Genomic DNA, 19,680 nt, shown 5'->3' on the forward strand with positions numbered 1-19,680 from the left:
GGCACGGCGGCAGCTTTGCTTCTAACGTTTCGTGGATTGTAGGGCGATTGCGCGAAACCTGCCGGAAGTCCCCGTCACCTGCAAGGTTGTCGTCAGACGAAGGCGGCGCATCAGGCGCCGTCACGGGCTGGTCAACGGACCGTCAGCCGGTCCGTCTGGTCTTGAGCAGGATGTGCTTGGCGATGCCGCGCACGATGTTGACCTCCTCGCGCTCGAGGCCCGAGCGCGCGAAGAGCCGCCGCAGCCGTGACATCAGCTTCTTCGGATTGGCCGGATCGAGAAACTCGAGCGCGACCAGTGCGCTTTCCAGATGCGCGAACATGCTCTCGATCTCGTCGCTGGCCGCCATCTGCGCGCGTGGAGCGGCGGATTCGGCCGGCGCCGCGTGTGCTCCCGCGGTGGGTGCGCCGTCGCTCGCTTCGTCGGCGCCGAGGTACGCGGTGCGTAGCTCGTAGGCGAGCACCTGCACCGCCTGCGCGAGATTGAGCGAGCTATAGGCCGGATTGGCCGGAATATGCGCGATCGCGCTGCATCGCTCGACGTCCTCGTTCGACAAGCCCGTGCGCTCGTTGCCGAACACCAGCGCGATCTCGCCGTGCATCGCCTCTGCGTGCGCGGCGGCCGCAGCCGCACGCGGCGTCCATTGCGGCGGACCGTATTCGCGCAGCCGCGCGGTCAGCGCAATCGACCAGTGCACGCCAGTCAGCGCATCGGCGAGCGACGGCACCACGTGCACGGAGGCGAGTACGTCATTGGCGCCGCTCGCCATCGCGATCGCTTCGGGGTCGTTCTGCACGTTCGGCACGCGCGGCGACACGAGCACGAGCCGCGAAAAGCCCATGGTTTTCAGCGCGCGCGCCGCGGCGCCGACATTGCCCGGATGGCTGGGCTCGACCAGCACGAAACGCGTCGACGTGAAGCCGCCGCGCAAATCGGCCACGGCGGGGTCGGAGGAATGGTGGGTGTGATCCACGATGAAACTCGGCTGGCTAGGACTCAAGACGCGTATGGTAGCGCCAACGGGCACCTATGCCGAATCAGACGCACGCGCGAGCCACGCGCGCGGACGAGGGCGCAGCATCTGACCGGCACCGGCGGACGCCGGTGCGGTACATCAGCCGCACGTGAGCGAGCATGCGCGAGGGCGCCCGGACTCAGGTAAAATACCGCTTTTCGCGTCCGGCGCCGACGTTGGCTGAAGCTTGCGTCGAACCGGTCGCACCGTTCTTATTCAATTCGTCTCCGTCGACGGAATGCTCTCCGGTTTGATAGCCGGTCTGCCGTTCCGTGCTGTTTTTGCGTCGTTGCGGCGCCCGTCAGCGCAGTTTCGCGCTTATTTACCGGCCGGCAGCCGTGCTGCCCCGGCACAAGGATCAGTTTATGCATCCCATGCTCAATATCGCTGTGAAGGCCGCGCGCCGCGCAGCTCAGATCATCAACCGCGCATCGCTCGATCTCGACCTGATTCAGGTCAGCAAAAAGCAGCACAACGATTTCGTCACGGAGGTCGACAAAGCGTCCGAAGCGGCGATCATCGAAACGCTGAAGACCGCTTATCCCGATCACGCCATCCTCGCCGAAGAGTCGGGCAAGTCGGACCACGATTCCGAATACCAGTGGATCATCGATCCGCTCGACGGCACCACCAACTTCATCCACGGCTTCCCTTACTACTGCGTGTCGATCGCGCTCGCGCACAAGGGCGTCGTCACGCAGGCCGTCGTCTACGATCCGACCCGCAACGATCTGTTCACCGCATCGCGCGGCCGTGGCGCGTTTCTCAACGATCGCCGCATCCGCGTCGCCAAGCGTGACCGCCTGGCCGACTGCCTGATCGGCACCGGCTTTCCGTTCCGCGCGCAGGACAGCCTCGAATCGTACGGCCGTCAGTTCGCCGAGATGACCGAAGCCTGCGCCGGCCTGCGCCGTCCGGGCGCCGCCGCGCTCGATCTGGCCAACGTCGCGGCCGGCCACATGGACGGCTTCTTCGAGCAGGGCCTGAACGCATGGGACGTCGCGGCGGGCAGCCTGCTGATCACCGAAGCCGGCGGCCTGGTCGGCAACTACACCGGTGATTCGGAGTTCCTGCACGTCGGCGAAGTCGTCGCGGGCAACCCGAAGGTCTACGCGCAGATGATTCCGATCCTGTCGCGCTACAGCCGCACGCGCCAGCAGTCGGCGTAAGGTGCGCCGCCGCGGCCGGTCCGCGGCAACGCATAACGGTTGCAGAGAAAAGCGGCTTCGGCCGCTTTTCTGTTGGCGGCGCTCCAGTGTGCGGAGCGTCGTGCTAAAAAGCGGGAAGTTATTCGGGGCGGTACTCCGGCGGGACCGTTCCCTGCTCCATGCCGCTTTGACCCTGCCCGACTTTCGCCCCGGGCGCAGCCTCCAATCTGCCCCATGAAAAAAGGCTTCCATACGATCATCGCGGCACAGTTCATTTCGTCGCTGGCCGACAATGCGCTGTTGATCGCCGCCATCGCCCTGCTTTCCGTGATGCGCTCGGCCGCGTGGGTTACGCCGCTGCTGCAGATTTTTTTCACGATCTCGTACGTGCTGCTCGCGCCGTTCGTCGGCGCGTTCGCCGATTCGATGCAGAAGCGCCACGTGATGTTCGTCTCCAACGCGCTGAAGGCGAGCGGCTGCCTGATGATGATCCTCGGCGTTCATCCGATGATCGCCTACGGCGTGGTCGGCTTCGGCGCAGCCGCGTATTCGCCCGCCAAATACGGCATCCTCACCGAGCTGCTGCCCGCCGAAAAGCTCGTGCAGGCAAACGCGTGGCTCGAATCGGCGACGGTGCTGTCGACGATCGCCGGCACGATGCTCGGCGGTGCGCTGATCAGCACCGTCGTCGAGCATTTCGTCACGCGTGCGCATATGCCGCTGATCCGCTCGGCCGCCGATCTCGCGATGGGCGCGGTCATGCTCACCTACGCGATCGCCGCCGCGATCAACATCTTCATTCCGGACACTGGCGCGCGCTATCCGAACCGGCTGACCGAGCCGAATAAGCTGGTCGGCGATTTCCATCACTGCTTCCGGGTGCTGTGGGCCGACAAGCTCGCGCAGATCGCGCTGTGGGTGACCACGCTGATGTGGGGCGCCGCCGTGACGATGCAGCTGCTGGTGCTCAAATGGGCGAACGTGAACCTCGGGCTGTCGTTGTCGAAGGCGGCGGTGATGCAAGGCGTGACCGGCTTCGGCATCGCGATCGGCGCGGCGGGCGCGGCCGCGCTGATTCCATTGCGCCACTCGCTGAAGGTGTTGCCGGTCGGCGTGCTGACGGGCGCGGTGGCGATCGCGATGGCCTTCTACAACAAGGACCTGTTCCCGGCGGGCGCGGGCCTGCGCTTCGGCACGCACGTCGCGCCCTACTACATTCTGCTGGCCTATCCGCTGATGATCGTGCTCGGTGCGTTGTCGGGCTTTTTCATCGTGCCGATGAATGCGATCCTGCAGCATCGCGGCGCGACGCTGCTGTCGGCCGGTCACTCGATCGCCGTGCAGAATTTCAACCAGAACCTCGCGGTGCTGCTGATGCTCGGCGTGTACGCGCTGCTGCTCACGGCGAAGATGCCCGCGCAGTGGATCATCGTCGTGTTCGGCACCTTCATCACGCTGCTGATGTGGCTCGCGAAACGCCGCAGCGCGGCGAACGAACGCAGGGTGGACATGCGGGCGATGATCGAGGAATGAATGCACCACGGTGCTCCAGCAATGACAGCGCGAGGCTCGGCTCGACGGCCGTAACCCGCCGCGACGGCGTGCAACCCCCGCTTTGATCGAATCGGTCATGCTGACATTCAGCTCTTGTGTTGGGCATCGTCCGTTCGGCCAGGGTCCGCTCGCCGCGCCGGCGGGTTAAACTCACGCCCTGAGCATCTACCGCAAGAAGACACGAAGGATGGGTATTCAAACCGCAGCGGCCAACGACGTCGCACAACACACGCCGATGATGCAACAGTACCTGCGCATCAAGGCGGAGCATCCGGGCACGCTGGTGTTCTACCGGATGGGCGACTTCTACGAACTCTTTTTCGACGACGCGGAAAAAGCCGCGCGCCTGCTCGACCTGACGCTCACGCAGCGCGGCGCGTCGGCGGGCAATCCGATCAAGATGGCCGGCGTGCCGCATCACGCTGTCGAACAGTATCTGGCCAAGCTCGTGAAGCTCGGCGAATCGGTCGCGATCTGCGAACAGATCGGCGACCCGGCCACCTCGAAAGGCCCGGTCGAGCGCAAGGTCATGCGCGTGGTTACGCCTGGCACGCTGACCGACGCCGCGCTGCTGTCCGACAAGAGCGACGTCTATCTGCTCGCGCTGGGCGTCGCGCACAATCGCCGCGGTGTCGCCACGAGCGTCGGTCTCGCGTGGCTCAATCTCGCGAGCGGCGCGCTGCGCCTCGCCGAAGTCGCGCCCGATCAGGTCGCCGCCGCGCTGGAGCGCATCCGTCCCGCGGAAATTCTGGTCGCCGACGCCAGCGCCGATTCGACCAGCTGGACACCGCCTGTCAACGCCAGCGCGCTCAAGCGTGTACCGGCCTGGCACTTCGATATCACCTCGGGCACGAAGCGCCTGTGCGACCAGCTCGAAGTCGCTAGCCTCGACGGCTTCGGCGCGCATTCGCTCGGCTGCGCGTGCGGCGCGGCCGGCGCGTTGCTGCTGTATGCGGCGTCCACGCAGGGCCAGCAACTGCGCCATGTGCGCAGCCTGAAGGTCGAATACGAATCCGAATACATCGGCCTCGACCCGGCCACGCGCCGCAACCTCGAACTCACGGAGACACTGCGCGGCACCGAATCGCCGACGCTGTGCTCGCTGCTCGACACCTGCTGCACGACGATGGGCAGCCGCCTGCTGCGGCACTGGCTGCATCATCCGCCGCGCGATTCGGCGGTGGCGCAGGCACGTCAGCAGGCGATCGGCGCGTTGCTCGACGCGCCGCCGGGCGCCGATCTCGATACATTGCGCAGCGCATTGCGGCAGATTTCGGACATCGAACGGATCACCGGACGTCTCGCGCTGCTGTCGGCGCGGCCGCGCGATCTGTCGAGCCTGCGCGATACCTTCATCGCGCTGCCTGCATTGCGCGCGCAGCTCGCGGCGGTGGCCTCGAACGCGGATTCGCTCGCGCGCATCGACGCGGCGCTCGAACCGCCGCACGCGTGCGCCGATTTGCTGAAGCTCGCGGTCGCGCAAGAGCCGGCCGCGATGGTGCGCGACGGCGGCGTCATCGCGCGTGGTTATGACGCCGAGCTCGACGAACTGCGCGATATTTCGGAGAACTGTGGACAGTTCCTGATCGATCTCGAAACACGCGAACGCGCGCGCACCGGCATCAGCAATCTGCGCGTCGAGTACAACAAGGTGCACGGCTTCTATATCGAAGTCACGCGCGGCCAGACCGACAAGGTGCCGGACGACTATCGGCGTCGGCAAACGCTGAAGAATGCCGAGCGCTATATCACGCCCGAGCTGAAGACCTTCGAGGACAAAGCGCTGTCCGCGCAGGAACGCGCGCTCGCGCGCGAACGCGCACTGTACGACGCGTTGTTGCAATCGTTGCTGCCGTTCATTCCCGACTGTCAGCGCGTTGCGCTCGCGCTCGCCGAACTCGATCTGCTGGCCGCGCTCGGCGAACGCGCTCGCGCGCTCGACTGGGTTGCGCCGACGTTCTCGGCGAACGCGGGTATCGACATCGAGCAGGGTCGTCATCCGGTGGTCGAGGCGCAGGTCGAGCAGTTCATCGCCAACGATTGCTCACTCGCGACCGAGCGCAAGCTGCTGTTGATCACCGGTCCCAACATGGGCGGTAAGTCGACTTTCATGCGCCAGACCGCGCTGATCGCGCTGCTCGCTTACGTGGGCAGCTATGTACCGGCGCGGCGCGCGGCCTTCGGACCGATCGACCGCATCTTCACGCGCATCGGCGCGGCCGACGACCTCGCCGGCGGCCGCTCGACCTTCATGGTGGAGATGACCGAAGCCGCCGCGATCCTCAACGACGCGACACCGCAAAGCCTCGTGCTGATGGACGAGATCGGCCGCGGCACGTCGACGTTCGACGGCCTCGCGCTCGCGTGGGCGATCGCGCGCCACCTGCTCGCCCACAACGGCTGCTACACGCTGTTCGCGACGCACTATTTCGAGCTGACGCAACTACCCGCGGAGTTTCCGCACGCGGCCAACGTGCATCTGTCGGCAGTCGAGCACGGGCACGGCATCGTGTTCCTGCACGCGGTCAACGAAGGGCCCGCCAATCAGAGCTACGGTCTGCAGGTCGCGCAACTCGCCGGCGTGCCGAACGCGGTGATCCGCGCGGCACGCAAGCATCTCGCGCATCTGGAGCAGCAATCGGCCGCGCAGCCCGCGCCGCAACTCGATCTGTTCGCCACGCAGCCTGCCATGCTCGCCGAAGACTCGGACGACGACCACGAGGCGGCGAGCGACGCAACGCCTGCGTCGCCCGCGATGCAGACACTCGTCGAGCGTCTGCGCGGCATCGATCCGAACGATCTGCGGCCGCGCGAAGCGCTCGATCTGCTGTACGAACTGCATGAACTGGCCGGCGTGCCGGATGCGGACCACTGACACGCCGGGACACCCGCCGCGCCCGCGCGGGCTTCGCGCGGCGCTGCGCCATGTGCTCGCACCGGCAGGCGGCATCGTCGTGCTCGTGGCAGTGTGCGCATGGACCGTGCCGGCGCGCGCCGAGGCCTCGCGCTTCGCGTTCGCGGTGATTTCCGGCACGATGCACAGCCCCGCCGACGAAGCCGCCACGCAACGGCTGCTCGAGGCGATCGGCCGCGAGCGCGACGTGCGCTTCATCGTCTACGACGGCAATCTGAAGGGGCCAAAGGAAGTTTGCCGCGACGCGCTGTTCGAGCGCCGCCACGCGCTGCTCGACAGCTCGCGCACTGCCCTCTTCTTTATCCCCGGCCAGCATGACTGGGTCGATTGCGGCACGGCGGAAGCCGGCGGCTTCGATCCGGTCGAGCGGCTCGACCAGTTGCGGCAAACGCTGTTCGCCGATCCAACGTCGATGGGGCAGAACCCGATCGCGTTGACGCGCGAGAGCGAGGTGTCGCGCTTCCGCCCGTTCCGTGAAAACGTGCGCTGGGTGGTCAACGAAAAAACGAACGACAAAGCGAACACCAAAGCCGGCGACATCGTCTTCATCGGCCTGAACGCGCCGGGTCCGAACAACCACTACCTGAGCGCGGGCGGCCGCAACGGCGAGTTCGAAGATCGCGTGATCGCCAACGCATTCTGGCTCGAGCACGCGGCCGAATACGCGAAGCGCCGCGACGCGCGCGCGATCGTCGTGTTCATTCAAGGCGACTTCGACCCGGAGCGCTACGAGCGACCCGAACGGTTCGCCTGGCTGCACTTCGCACATAGCTCGCGCCGCGACGGCTTTCTGGAATTCAAGCGCAGTCTGGTCAAGCTCGCGCAGATTTTCCCCGGACCCGTGGTCGTCATTCATGCAGACGAGGACCGGCCGGCCGGCGGTTTCGTCATCGATCAGCCGCTACGCAACGACAAGGGGATGGTCGTGACGAATCTCACGCGCATTGCGCTCGCGCCGCATGATCGTCTCAACCAATGGATTCAGATAGAAGCGGATTTCGGCAGGAAGCCGCCGTTCAGAGTCAGCGTGCGCGACGTGCCGAAGCAGATGCCGCTACCCACCACGCCGCCGGTCTTGCCGCCCGCATCGCCGCGCGACGAATCCGGCGCGTCGATGCCGGTTGCGCCGGGGATGCCGAATGTGGAAGGTTTCGGGCCGGCGTCGGAATTGCCGCCCGTATTGCAGACGCCTGGAGAGTCGCAGGAGCAGCAGCCGCGCATCCCGTCCGACCAGGGTGGCGGCGACTATGGGCCCGCTATCTCGATGCCGCCGGGGTCGATACTGCCAGCCTCGCCTGCGTTGCCCGCATCGGTGCCGTCTGCCCCCGCGACGACACCGCGCATGCCCGCAAGCTCAGTGCAGGGTCGGTTTTGATCTGTCTTCTTCGTCCTCGTCTTCATCGTCGTCGAGAACTTCGAGGCCGTCCGCGCCATGCGCGTGCTCGTGCTGGATTTCGTCTTCAGTTGCCGGACGCACGTCTTTGACGGTCAACGCGAAACGCAGCGCCATGCCGGCGAGCGGATGATTGCCGTCGAGCACGACCTTGTCTTCCGCGACGTCGGTCACCACGTACACCAGCGCATCGATTTCCTCGTCGCCATCTTCGGGGGTGCCTTCGAATTGCATGCCGACTTCGAGCGGTTCCGGGAAGCGATCGCGCGGCTCGATCTTCACAAGCTCGGGATCGTATTCGCCGAACGCGTCTTGCGGCTCAAGCTGGATCTGGGTCTCGAAGCCAGCCTCGTGGCCGTCGAGCTCTTCCTCGATCTTGGGGAACGTGCCATCATAGCCGCCGTGAAGATAGACCATCGGCTCTTCGCTTTCCTCGATCAGATTGCCCTGCGCATCCGACAGCTTGTAGGCGACCGACACGACGGTGTTCTTTGCGATTTTCATTCGATTCTCCAAAATACAACTCACATTATACGATGCCCAGGCGGCCCACTCACCTCCCGGCCGATGCAGGTTCGGCAAGCAATTCGCCGTCTACTGCAAAGCCGGCCACGCGGCCCATTCTTCCGCCCTCGCCCGACGTTCCGACCGCACTTCTCGGCCATCTGAGCCCGTCGCAATTCATGCGCCGCTACTGGCAGAAAAAGCCGCTGCTGATCCGTCAGGCGATTCCGGACATCGAAGCGCCGCTGTCGCGCGACGAGCTGTTCGAGCTGGCCGATCGGGACGACGTCGAAGCGCGCCTGATCACGCACTTCCGCAACAAATGGCAGCTGGAGCACGGCCCATTCGCGCCCGACGAACTGCCGTCCGTCAAACAGCGCGCATGGACACTGCTCGTGCAGGGCGTGGATCTGCACGACGACCGCGCGCGCGCGTTGCTCGACCGTTTCCGTTTCGTGCCGGACGCGCGTCTCGACGACCTGATGATTTCGTATGCGACCGATAGCGGCGGCGTCGGCCCGCACTTCGATTCCTACGATGTGTTTCTTTTGCAAGTAAAAGGCAAGCGCCGCTGGCGCATTAGCGCGCAGAAAGATCTGACGCTGCAGCCCGGCTTGCCGTTGAAGGTTTTACAGCACTTCGAGCACGAACAGGAGTGGGTACTCGAGCCCGGCGACATGCTGTACCTGCCGCCGCACATCGCGCACGACGGCATCGCCGAGGGCGAGTGCATGACCTGCTCGATCGGTTTTCGCGCGCCCTCCTACAGCGAGCTGACCGCGCAGTTCCTGTACCACCTGGCCGAGCGCGGAGAGGCCACGGGCAAGGCGGGCGCCCTTTATCGCGACCCACGGCAGGCCGCGGTCGAACAGCCGGCCGAGTTGCCCGCGGCCCTCGTCGAACGAGTGGGCGCGATGCTTGCTAAAGTGCGATGGAATGAGCAGGACATTGCGTCGTTCCTTGGCACGTACCTCAGCGAACCCAAGCCGAGTGTCGTCTTCGATCCGCCGCAACGGCCGCTCAACGAAGCCCGTTTCATCGGCGCGGCGTCGAGATCCGGTCTACGGCTCGATCGCAAGACTAACCTGTTGTATGAACGACGTTTTTTCTTCGTAAATGGAGAAGAAATATCGTGGACCGGCGCGAAAAAATGGCTGTTTGAACTCGCAAATCTGCGGTGCATGAGTGCGATACGCTTTGTAACACTATCGCACGATTCATCGGTGACAGCACTGCTACACGAGTGGTATTGTGCGGGCTGGATACAGGTAGGCGAGATTGCGTAACTCTGCCCGCCTGTTATACCGTACGGTGAAATTTTGTATGAGAAAGACAACGTATTGACCCGCATTTATCGACTGTCAGTACGAAAGTGCATATAATTTCCGCCCAAGCCGTAGGGAAGATTCCAGCTCGTCAAAAGAGCATCTCCACCAGCGGCCCAGGTCGGTGTTGGAGCACATTACCGGTTTTATTTTGCGCTGTTGCTTACCTTTAAACCATAAAAGGACGTGATCATGAAGAAATCCCTCCTCGTAGCATCCCTGTTGGCAGTTGTGGCACTCGCTGCATGCAACAAGAGCAACGATCAGGCTGCTGCACCGTCGGAAGCTGCGTCCGCACCGGCGGCAGCATCGCCTGCTGAAGCAGCATCGCCGGCAGTTGCGGCATCGCCGGCCGAAGCAGCATCGCCGGCCGAAGCAGCATCGCCGGCAATGGCAGCATCGCCGGCTGAAGCAGCATCGCCGGCAGCAGGCGCAAGCCAGTAAGCCGCAACGGTTCGGCGCTGTAGCGGCGCTCCCGCTACAGCGCCTGCGCATGAAACGTTTGGAGGCTGGCCGGAAACGGCGCGGGCCGCAAACGGGAAAAGAAAAACGCCACGGATTCACATCCGTGGCGTTTTGTCATTCAGCGCCGCTTTCCACTGCGGAGCTCGTCGCATGTGTGGAACATATCCCCCTATCGAACCGGCGCCGCTGGCCCAGCACTCTCCTCAAAGAACTCACGCACCACGTCGATCTCGCGGGTGCGCTTGAACGGCGGCAGACTCTGCCAGATGCGGCGGCCATAAGGTTTATCGACGAGACGTGTATCGCAGATCATCAGCACGCCACGATCGGTCTCCGCGCGAATCAGCCGGCCGGCGCCCTGCTTCAGCGTGATGACGGCCTGCGGCAGCTGATGCACGGCGAACGGGCTCAAGCCCTTCTTCGTCAGTGCGTCGAGCCGCGCGGCCAGCACGGGATCGTCCGGCGGCGCAAACGGCAGCTTGTCGATCACGACCAGCGACAGCGCGTCGCCGCGCACGTCCACCCCTTCCCAGAAGCTCTGACTGCCGACCAGGATCGCATTGCCGTAGGCGCGAAAGCGGTCGAGCAGTTCGGTGCGGCTCGCATCGCCCTGCACGAGCAGCGGATAGTCCCAGCCGCGCGACTCGATCGCGTCGCGCAGCTTCGCCGAGATACGATCCACCGCGCGCAGCGTCGTGCACAGCATGAAGACGCCGCCGCCCGAGGCTTCGATCGCGGGCAATGCGGCATCGAACACGGCGTCGGTGAACATCGGCGATGACGGCTGTGGCAGATTGCGCGGTACGTACAGAAGCCCTTGCGATGGATAGTCGAATGGGCTCGGCAATGTCATCGAGCGCTTCGAGTTCAAGCCCATCTGCGCCGCATAGTGCGTGAAGTCGCCGCGCACCGACAGCGTCGCCGATGTGAAGATCCACGCGCGCGGTACGCCGGCGCGCTGCTTCGCGAAAATCGGCGCGACCGACAACGGCGTTTCGTGCAGCTGCACCGTGTGCGAGAACACCTCGATCCAGCGCACCTTTTCATTCGGATCGGCGCGCTCCGCGCTGGCGTCACCCTCGCGGGTCGCAACCGCGTCGCGTTCTGCACTCGTGGGTGGCGTGGTCCAGCCGCTCAGCACGTCCTGCAACTCGCGCGCGCGACGCAAACACGCGCCGAGCGATTCGGCTCGCTCGGCCTGGCCCGCCAACGCCGAAGCCAACGCGTCGAGCTCGGCCTCGAGCGTCTCGAGCGCGGCGAACAGCGGGTGATCGTCGGGCAGCTGGCCGATCGACAGACGCACCGAGTCTTCCTTGAACGCGAGCCGCACGTCGCGCGCGGCGCGCTCGAGCGTCGCGCCGAGCTTGACCCAATCGACCGCATCGCGTGCGTGACCGAGGCCCTCGGCCACCGAATCGCGTGCGAGTTCGAGAAACTGCGCGGTCGATAACGTCTCGCCGAAAAACAGCGTCGCGGTTTCGGGCAGCTGGTGCGCTTCGTCGAAGATGACCGTATTCGCAGTCGGCAGCAGCTCCGCCATGCCGGTATCGCGCAGCATGATGTCGGCGAAAAACAGATGGTGGTTGACCACCACGATATCGGCCTGCTGCGCTTCGCGGCGCGCCTGCATCACGAAGCAGTCCTTGTAGTGGGGACACTCCTGGCCGAGACAGTTGTCGCGCGTCGACGTGACCATCGACCACACCTGCGCCGTTTCCGGCACGCTCGCGAGTTCGGCCTTGTCGCCGGTGCGCGTGATCTTCGCGAAGCGCACGATGTCCTGCAGATACGAGGTCTCCTGGCGCGACGGCAGACGGCCGTTGTCCGCGGTGCGTTGCAGGTAGTAATGGCACAGGTAGTTCGCGCGGCCCTTCAGCATCGCGACCGACACCGGCACCGCGAGCGCGTCGCGCACGGTCGGAATGTCGCGCTGGAACAGCTGATCCTGCAGATGCTTGGTGCCGGTCGAGACGATCACCTTGCCGCCCCACAGCATGGCCGGCACGAGGTACGCATAGGTCTTGCCGGTGCCGGTACCCGCCTCTACGATCAGCGTATTCTCACCACCGTCGACGCCATCGGCTTGGGCGTTGCTCCCGGTCGACTCAGAGACGGCTTCAGCGCCGGTCTGCTGCAGGCGCCGCGCCGGGCGCTTCTGCGTCTCGAACATCGCGGGCTCGGGCATCGCGCGGCCCGACGCCTCCATCGCCGCGGCAACCGCACGCGCCATCTCGATCTGCGACGCACGCGGCCGATAACCGTCGATCTGCCGTGCGAGCAGACCGTTGTCGGCGAAGATGTCGTCGAGCTCGCTCGCGCGGCGCCGATTCAGCGACACACCTGGCACCGGTGCTGCCGCGCGCGGCGCGGGCGTACCCGAAGCAGATGCGTTGTCCGGCGCGGCCCGGGATGAAGTGTCATGCGATGAATTCAAGGCAAGCGTTCCTGCTAAGTCCGGCTCGCGCGCTGCGCGCCCGGCGCCTGCCAGGCCGCGAACTCAGGCGCGCGCGTCCGGTTCGAGCTGCAATTGCAGCAAGATGATGGTGTCCTTGACTTTAAGTTTGCGCTTTTTCAGGCGCTGCAACTCGAAGTCGTCGATGCCGGGTTCATCCGACATCCGGTCGATCAACCGGTCGAGTCCACTATGCTCCGATTCCAGTTGCAGAATGCGGTCGCGAAGTGTGTTTGCGTCGATGACGTGATGACGATCGCGCATGCTCGCCTCCTCTGGTCGGCGGCACGAACCGCGTGCGCGCGGTCCGATGCCTGAGGTTGCTGTCCGCCTCAAAACGCATTACGGCGACTACGGCGGCCCTGGCCACGACCGCCCACGGCTTACTCTACGATACAGCCACTACAGCACGCTTACTGTTGCTCTTGTTGCTGCTTTTGCTGCTCTTCGAGCTGTTGCTGCTTCAGCTCGTCCTGACGCTTCTGCTCGGCCTTCTCGGCGGCCTGCTTTTGACGTGCTTCGACATCGAGCTTGTGCTGCGCGGCCTCGGCCTGCTTCCGCTCGAAAGTCTCCTGTTTCTGCTGGCGCTCCGCGGCCTTTTGCGCGCCCTGCCGACGCGCTTCCTCGAGCTTGCGCTGGTAGTCGCTCTGCTTCTGGTCGTAGGCCTTCTGATTGGCCGCCGCCTGCGCAGGCGTGACACCATGCTGCGCCTGATCGAGCGCGTGCTGGCGCTGCTTCTCCTCGTAGGCCTGCGCATTGGCTTCGTGCTGCGGTGCCGCGGCGTTGCGCTGCGCCTGATCGAGCGCGTGCTGACGTTGCTTCTCCGCGTAGGCCTGCGCATTGGCTTCGCGCTGCGGCGCCTCGGCGTTGTGCTGCGCCTGATCGAGCGCGTGCTGACGCTGCTTTTCCTGATACGCCTGCTCGTTGCGCGCGTCTTCGGCAGCACGTTGCGGCGCTTCCGCCTCGTTTTGCGCGCGCCGCAACGCGGTGCGTTCGTCGCGTTCACGGGCGCGCTGCGCACGCTGCTCGGCGTCGAGCGCGAGCTGTTCCTTGCGGATGTCCGCCTGCACGCTGCGCATCGCGTCGCGCGCGCGGTTCAGACAGTGATTGACGAAGAAGCGGCTGTAGCAGTTGTGTTGCGCGACAGCGAATTGATAGTTGTTGTCGTCGGTGCGCTGATTGAGCACCTGTTGCCGCTCGTCGAACGACTTGTCCAGCACGGCTACGTCACTTGCGCTTTGAGGGCCGTCGGCGGTTGCGGCGGCTTGCGGGCCCGAGGCCGCGACGGGCCCCGTACCTTGCGCGGGCGTCGCGCTTTGCGCTGCGGCCGACACCGGCACGACGAGCGCTGCGGCGATCACGCACGACGCGGCAGCCGTTAAAGCCGACCGACCGAACGAGCGCAAAGAAACCAGCGGCAATTGAGACGAACCCGGCAGTGAACCCGGCAGTGAACCTGACGCCAGCGAAGAGACCAGGCGGTTGAGGGACAAGGAGATTGGCAACGTCGTAGAGGGTCAACGGAACATGCCCGAAATTCTAACACCCCACGGTTGAGCCCTTTGGCATTTATGGCAAAATGCCCCGCTCTAGCAACCTGGTCGCGGCGCACGCCCGGCCTGTCCCGATTTGCCGCCCGCGCGCGGCCCATCACTGAGTCCGCAGGAACACCAAGACCTTATGACGGAAACCGTAGCACTCAAGATCGTCCAGCGCATCGCCACCGAACTGTCCGTCCAGCCGCGCCAGGTCGCGGCCGCAGTGGAACTTCTCGACGAAGGCGCGACCGTTCCGTTCATCGCCCGTTATCGCAAGGAAGTGACCGGCAATCTCGACGACACGCAACTGCGCAATCTCGAGGAGCGCCTGCTCTATTTGCGCGAGCTGGAAGACCGGCGCGCGGCGATCATCGCGAGCATCGACGAACAGGGCAAGCTCACCGACGAGCTGCGCGGCGCGATCGAAGGCGCCGACAGCAAACAGGTGCTCGAAGACCTCTATCTGCCATACAAACCGAAGCGCCGCACGCGCGCGCAGATCGCGCGCGAAGCCGGCTTGCAGCCGCTCGCCGACGCGCTGCTCGGCAATCCGCTGCTCGATCCGCAAGCCGAAGCCGCGGCGTACGTGGACGCGGACAAAGGCGTCGCCGATGTGAAGGCCGCGCTCGACGGCGCGCGCGACATCCTCTCCGAACAATTCGGCGAGACCGCCGAACTGCTCGGCAAGCTGCGCGACTATCTGTTCAACCAGGGCGTGGTGTCGTCGAAGGTCGTGGAAGGCAAGGAAACCGCGGAAGAAGAGAAATTCCGCGACTACTACGACTACGCCGAAACGATCCGCACGGTGCCGTCGCATCGCGCGCTCGCACTGTTCCGCGGCCGCAATGCCGGCGTGCTGATGATCAAGCTCGGCCTCGGCGAAGAGCTCGACGCGCAGGTGCCGCACCCGGGCGAAGCGCTGATCGCGCGGCACTTCGGCATCGCCAATCAGAACCGCCCCGCCGACAAGTGGCTCTCCGACGTGTGCCGCTGGTGCTGGCGCGTGAAGGTGCAGCCGCACCTCGAAAACGAGCTGCTGACCAATCTGCGCGACGAAGCCGAACACGAAGCGATCCGCGTGTTCGCGCGCAATCTGAAGGACCTGCTGCTCGCGGCGCCGGCTGGTCCGAAGGCCGTGATCGGTCTGGATCCGGGCTTGCGCACCGGCGTGAAGGTGGCGGTGGTCGACCGCACCGGCAAGGTGCTCGCGACCGACACGATCTACCCGCACGAGCCGCGCCGCGACTGGGACGGCTCGCTCGCGAAGCTCGCGCGAATCGCCGCGCAAACGCAGGCCGAGCTGATCAGCATCGGCAACGGCACCGCGTCGCGTGAGACGGACAAGCTCGCGAGCGAACTGATCGCGCGTCACCCGGAGCTGAAGCTGCAGAAGATCGTCGTGTCCGAAGCCGGCGCGTCGGTGTACTCGGCGTCCGAGCTTGCCGCGAAGGAATTCCCCGCCATGGACGTGTCGCTGCGCGGTGCCGTGTCGATCGCGCGACGTCTGCAGGACCCGCTCGCCGAGCTCGTGAAGATCGAGCCGAAGGCGATCGGCGTCGGCCAGTATCAGCACGACGTGAACCAGCGCGAACTCGCGCGCTCGCTCGACGCGGTCGTCGAAGACTGCGTGAATGCGGTCGGCGTCGATGCGAACACCGCGTCGGTCGCGCTGCTCGCGCGGGTGTCGGGTTTAAACGCAACGCTCGCGCGCAACATCGTCGACTATCGCGATGCGAACGGGCCGTTCCCGTCGCGCGAGCATCTACGCAAGGTGCCGCGTCTCGGCGACAAGACCTTCGAGCAGGCTGCCGGCTTCCTGCGCATCAATAACGGCGAGAATCCGCTCGACCGTTCGTCGGTGCACCCGGAAGCGTATCCGGTCGTCCAGCGCATCCTCGCGAAGATCAGTAAGCAGGTCGGCGAAGTGCTCGGCAATCGCGACGCGTTACGCGGACTGTCACCCACCGAATTCGTCGACGAGCGTTTCGGTCTTCCAACCGTGCGCGACATCCTGGTCGAACTCGAAAAGCCGGGCCGCGATCCGCGTCCCGAGTTCAAGACCGCGACGTTCCGCGAAGGTGTCGAGAAGGTCAGCGATCTGATCCCGGGCATGGTGCTCGAAGGCGTCGTGACGAACGTCGCGGCGTTCGGCGCGTTCATCGACGTCGGTGTGCATCAGGATGGCCTCGTGCACGTGTCGGCGATGTCGACGAAGTTCGTGAAGGACCCGCATGAGGTCGTGAAAGCCGGTCAGATCGTCAAGGTCAAGGTGCTCGAAGTCGACGTGAAGCGCCAGCGTATCGCACTGACGATGCGTCTCGACGACGAACCCGGTGCAGCGGCCGCGCGCAGCGGCGGCGGTGCGCAGCAGGATCGCGGTGGCTCGGGCGGCAGCTTCAATCGCGGCGGAGCGGGACGCGGTGCGCCGCAACGCTCGCGCGAACCGGAGCCGGGCGGCGCGATGGCGGCTGCGTTTGCGAAGCTCAAGCAGAAGTGAGCGTCACGGACCGGAGCACGCCGTCGCACGCGCTCCGGTCCGTGACATGACTGCGTCGCGCGCTCAACCGCTTGCACGCGCGCATGAACAAAAAGCCCACGCATTGCGTGGGCTTTTTGTTTGCGCTCCCGCACGTCACGCGCGAGCCGTCAAATCTCGATCTTCGTTCCCAGTTCCACGACCCGGTTAGCCGGGATGCTGAAGAAGTCGGTCGGCTTCGCGGCATTCTGATGCATCCACGCGAACACACGCTCGCGCCATACCGACATGCCCGGCAATTGCGTCGGTACCACCGTTTCGCGCGCGAGGAAGAATGACGTGTCCATCAATTCGAAGCTCATGTCGTGCGTGCGGCCGACGTCGAGCAGCACCGCCTTCACGTCGGGCGTTTCGTTAAAGCCGTAGGCTGCCTTCACCAGCCACAGGCCACCGTTCATGTCCTTCACGGTCACGCGATCGGCGTCCTTCACGTACGGAATGTCGCGCGTGACGAAGGTCAGAAAGATCGTGCGCTCGTGCAGCACCTTGTTGTGTTTCAGATTGTGCAGCAGGCTCACCGGCACCAGCGAATCGCTGCCGGTCAGATAGATCGCAGTGCCCGACACGCGATGCGGCGGATGCGCGAGCAGGCCTTGCAGGAACGGCATCAGCGGAATACCGTCGGCGGCCGTGCGTTCCTTCACGATCATCCTGCCCTTGAACCACGTCATCAGCAGGAAGAACAGCAGGCCGCCGATGCACAGCGGCAACCAGCCGCCCTCTTCGACCTTCAGCAGGTTTGCGCCGAAAAAGCCCAGGTCGACCACCATGAACACGCCGATGATGAGCCCAACCAGCAGTTTGTTCCAGTTCCACACGTTCACCATCACGACGCAGGCAAGAATCGTCGTGATCACCATCGTTGCAGTCACCGCGATACCGTACGCGGCCGCCAGATTGTCCGAGCTCTTGAACGCGATCACGATGCACAGGATGATGAACAGCAGCATCCAGTTCACGACCGGCACATAGATCTGCCCGATCGCGAGTTCGGACGTGTGCAGGACCTTCATGCGCGGCACGTAGCCGAGCTGGATCGCCTGGCTCGTCAGCGAGTACGCGCCCGAAATCACCGCCTGCGACGCGATCACCGTCGCGACCGTCGACAGCACGACGAGCGGCAACAACGCCCAGTCCGGCGCGAGCAGGAAGAACGGATTTTCGATCGCCTTTGGGTCGTGCATCAGCAGCGCGCCCTGGCCGAAGTAGTTCAGCACGAGCGAAGGCATCACGAGCACGTACCACGCCATGCGGATCGGCTGCGCGCCGAAGTGGCCCATGTCCGCGTACAGCGCCTCCGCGCCGGTCAGCACCAGCACGACCGAGCCGAGCACCACGTAGGCCTGCAGCACGTGCGCGGCCATGAACGTGTACGCGTAGTAGGGATTGAGCGCCTGGATCACATTCGGCGACTGCATGATGTGCCACAGGCCGAGCACGGCGAGCACGAGGAACCAAAGCGTCATGATCGGCCCGAACAGACGGCCGACCGTGGCCGTGCCGTGCCGCTGGATCCAGAACAGCACGATCAGGATCACGACGGTCAGCGGAATCACCAGATGCGCCAGATGCGGCGCGGCGATTTCGAGACCTTCGACCGCCGAGATCACCGAGATTGCCGGCGTGATCACCGCGTCGCCGTAAAACATGCAGGCGCCGAAGATGCCGAGCATCATCAGAAGGCCGGCCATTTTCGATTTCTGATCGACCGAGCGCATCGCCAGCGCCATCAGCGCGAGGACGCCGCCCTCACCGTTGTTGTCGGCGCGCATCACAAACAGCACGTACTTGACGCCGACCACGATCACGATCGCCCAGAACAGCAGCGAAATAACGCCAAGGATCGACTGATCGGTCAACGGGATGCCGTGCGACGGACTGAAGGCTTCCTTCAGCGCGTACAACGGGCTCGTACCGATGTCGCCGAACACCACTCCGATCGCGGCAATCGCAAGGGAAGGCAGTGGCTGTTTGTGTACGTGATTGTTATCTGTCATGGACGCGAGGAAATCCGTTCCGGGGCGGAAAAAACGACCGCTATTTTAAACTGCCCATCCGGTACCGCCCGGCTTGTTGTGGATACGCCACGTGGATGTCCGCGCAGTGTAGCACTGCGATATGGACGCGCCTGTCGTGGTGCGGCCGTCGCGGCGCGGCGCGTGACGCATACAAAAACGGAGCCCGACTGGGCTCCGTTTTGTGACACCGCGATGACGCGCGAGAACCGATGCGACAAAGCGTGAGGCGCGCGGCTTCGCGTCAATTGCCCGACGCCTCATCGGCCTGGGCGATGCCGCGCTTGATCCACGCGCCGAGGTTATGCGGACGCACCGTGTCCCACTCCTCGAACGGCTGATGAATCCACGGGTTGGTCGGCAGATACTGCACGTGGTAATCGGGCTTCACCTTCGAGCAGCCCTTGTACCACAGCACGGCCGAGCGCACCGCGGTGATGGCCGGATAGCGTTCCTTCAGATGCTGCTGCACGCGCGCGAGCGTGACGCCCGAATCGACGAGGTCGTCGACGAGCAGCACGTTACCGTGCAGTTCGCCGCGCGTCATCGTGATGTATTGCGCGATGTCGAGTTCGCCCTGCTGCGTGCCCGCTGCCTCGCGATAAGAGCTCGTTGCCAGAATCGCCAACGGCAGATCGTAGATGCGCGACAGCTGGTCGCCGACGCGCAGACCGCCGCGCGCGAGGCACAGGATCTTGTCGAACTTCCAGCCCGATTCGTGCACGGCAAGTGCGAGCATCTCGATCAGCCGGTGATATTCGTCCCAGCCGACCCACAGGTTCTTGTCGTCGTTGCGCGGATCTTTCATCGCGATCATGGGT

14 protein-coding genes are annotated in these 19,680 nt (G+C 64.7%); 7 read left to right on the plus strand and 7 right to left on the minus strand.

Going from position 1 to position 19,680, the window contains the following annotated elements:
- Nucleotides 1-142 precede the first annotated feature (142 nt).
- Nucleotides 143-973, minus strand: a complete 831-nt coding sequence (locus tag F6X39_RS02185; protein WP_187615414.1) for an RNA methyltransferase — start codon at nt 971-973, stop codon at nt 143-145.
- Nucleotides 974-1,380: 407 nt separating this feature from the next.
- On the opposite strand from F6X39_RS02185, the gene F6X39_RS02190 reads away from it, so the two are divergent.
- From F6X39_RS02190 to F6X39_RS02205, 4 genes are all read left to right on the plus strand, one after another.
- On the plus strand, nt 1,381-2,184 hold the full coding sequence (locus F6X39_RS02190; protein ID WP_090805360.1) for an inositol monophosphatase family protein: 804 nt from the start codon (nt 1,381-1,383) through the stop codon (nt 2,182-2,184).
- 213 nt (nt 2,185-2,397) lie between these two features.
- Nucleotides 2,398-3,696, plus strand: a complete 1,299-nt coding sequence (gene lplT, locus F6X39_RS02195) for a lysophospholipid transporter LplT (protein ID WP_187615415.1) — start codon at nt 2,398-2,400, stop codon at nt 3,694-3,696.
- Nucleotides 3,697-3,904: 208 nt separating this feature from the next.
- Entirely contained in the window at nt 3,905-6,592 is a 2,688-nt protein-coding gene (gene mutS, locus F6X39_RS02200; RefSeq protein WP_187615416.1) for a DNA mismatch repair protein MutS, read from the plus strand.
- Entirely contained in the window at nt 6,579-8,006 is a 1,428-nt protein-coding gene (locus F6X39_RS02205; RefSeq protein WP_187615417.1) for a hypothetical protein, read from the plus strand. The genes mutS and F6X39_RS02205 overlap by 14 nt, the downstream gene beginning before the upstream one ends.
- On the opposite strand, the gene F6X39_RS02210 is transcribed toward F6X39_RS02205, so the two are convergent.
- On the minus strand, nt 7,986-8,528 hold the full coding sequence (locus tag F6X39_RS02210) for a peptidylprolyl isomerase (protein ID WP_184067661.1): 543 nt from the start codon (nt 8,526-8,528) through the stop codon (nt 7,986-7,988). The two genes, F6X39_RS02205 and F6X39_RS02210, sit on opposite strands and share 21 nt — an antisense overlap.
- Nucleotides 8,529-8,560: 32 nt before the next feature.
- Here F6X39_RS02210 and F6X39_RS02215 point away from each other — a divergent pair, with 32 nt between their 5' ends.
- Both F6X39_RS02215 and F6X39_RS36480 read left to right on the plus strand, forming a co-directional pair.
- Nucleotides 8,561-9,814 (plus strand): cupin domain-containing protein, encoded by a 1,254-nt coding sequence (locus F6X39_RS02215; RefSeq protein ID WP_187615418.1) that lies wholly within the window; start codon nt 8,561-8,563, stop codon nt 9,812-9,814.
- Nucleotides 9,815-10,045: 231 nt separating this feature from the next.
- Entirely contained in the window at nt 10,046-10,297 is a 252-nt protein-coding gene (locus F6X39_RS36480) for a hypothetical protein (RefSeq protein ID WP_084753953.1), read from the plus strand.
- A gap of 190 nt (nt 10,298-10,487) precedes the next feature.
- On the opposite strand, the gene F6X39_RS02225 is transcribed toward F6X39_RS36480, so the two are convergent.
- From F6X39_RS02225 to F6X39_RS02235, 3 genes are all read right to left on the minus strand, one after another.
- Complete coding sequence (locus tag F6X39_RS02225) at nt 10,488-12,752, minus strand: ATP-dependent DNA helicase (RefSeq protein WP_187615419.1); 2,265 nt, start codon at nt 12,750-12,752, stop codon at nt 10,488-10,490.
- A 63-nt stretch (nt 12,753-12,815) separates the two neighbouring features.
- Nucleotides 12,816-13,034, minus strand: coding sequence for a DUF465 domain-containing protein (locus F6X39_RS02230; protein WP_013089766.1), 219 nt, complete (start codon nt 13,032-13,034; stop codon nt 12,816-12,818).
- Between the two features lie 149 nt (nt 13,035-13,183).
- Nucleotides 13,184-14,131, minus strand: a complete 948-nt coding sequence (locus tag F6X39_RS02235; RefSeq protein WP_187615420.1) for a hypothetical protein — start codon at nt 14,129-14,131, stop codon at nt 13,184-13,186.
- A gap of 319 nt (nt 14,132-14,450) precedes the next feature.
- Here F6X39_RS02235 and F6X39_RS02240 point away from each other — a divergent pair, with 319 nt between their 5' ends.
- Nucleotides 14,451-16,805, plus strand: coding sequence for a Tex family protein (locus F6X39_RS02240; protein ID WP_187615421.1), 2,355 nt, complete (start codon nt 14,451-14,453; stop codon nt 16,803-16,805).
- Nucleotides 16,806-16,954: 149 nt separating this feature from the next.
- Here F6X39_RS02240 and F6X39_RS02245 read toward each other — a convergent pair whose 3' ends face one another.
- Both F6X39_RS02245 and F6X39_RS02250 read right to left on the minus strand, forming a co-directional pair.
- Nucleotides 16,955-18,841, minus strand: coding sequence for a potassium transporter Kup (locus F6X39_RS02245; RefSeq protein WP_187615422.1), 1,887 nt, complete (start codon nt 18,839-18,841; stop codon nt 16,955-16,957).
- 262 nt (nt 18,842-19,103) lie between these two features.
- Entirely contained in the window at nt 19,104-19,676 is a 573-nt protein-coding gene (locus F6X39_RS02250; protein ID WP_167368598.1) for a phosphoribosyltransferase, read from the minus strand.
- Nucleotides 19,677-19,680 lie beyond the last annotated feature (4 nt).

It is taken from the genome of Paraburkholderia sp. UCT2, assembly GCF_014397665.1.
Lineage (GTDB): Bacteria > Pseudomonadota > Gammaproteobacteria > Burkholderiales > Burkholderiaceae > Paraburkholderia > Paraburkholderia tuberum.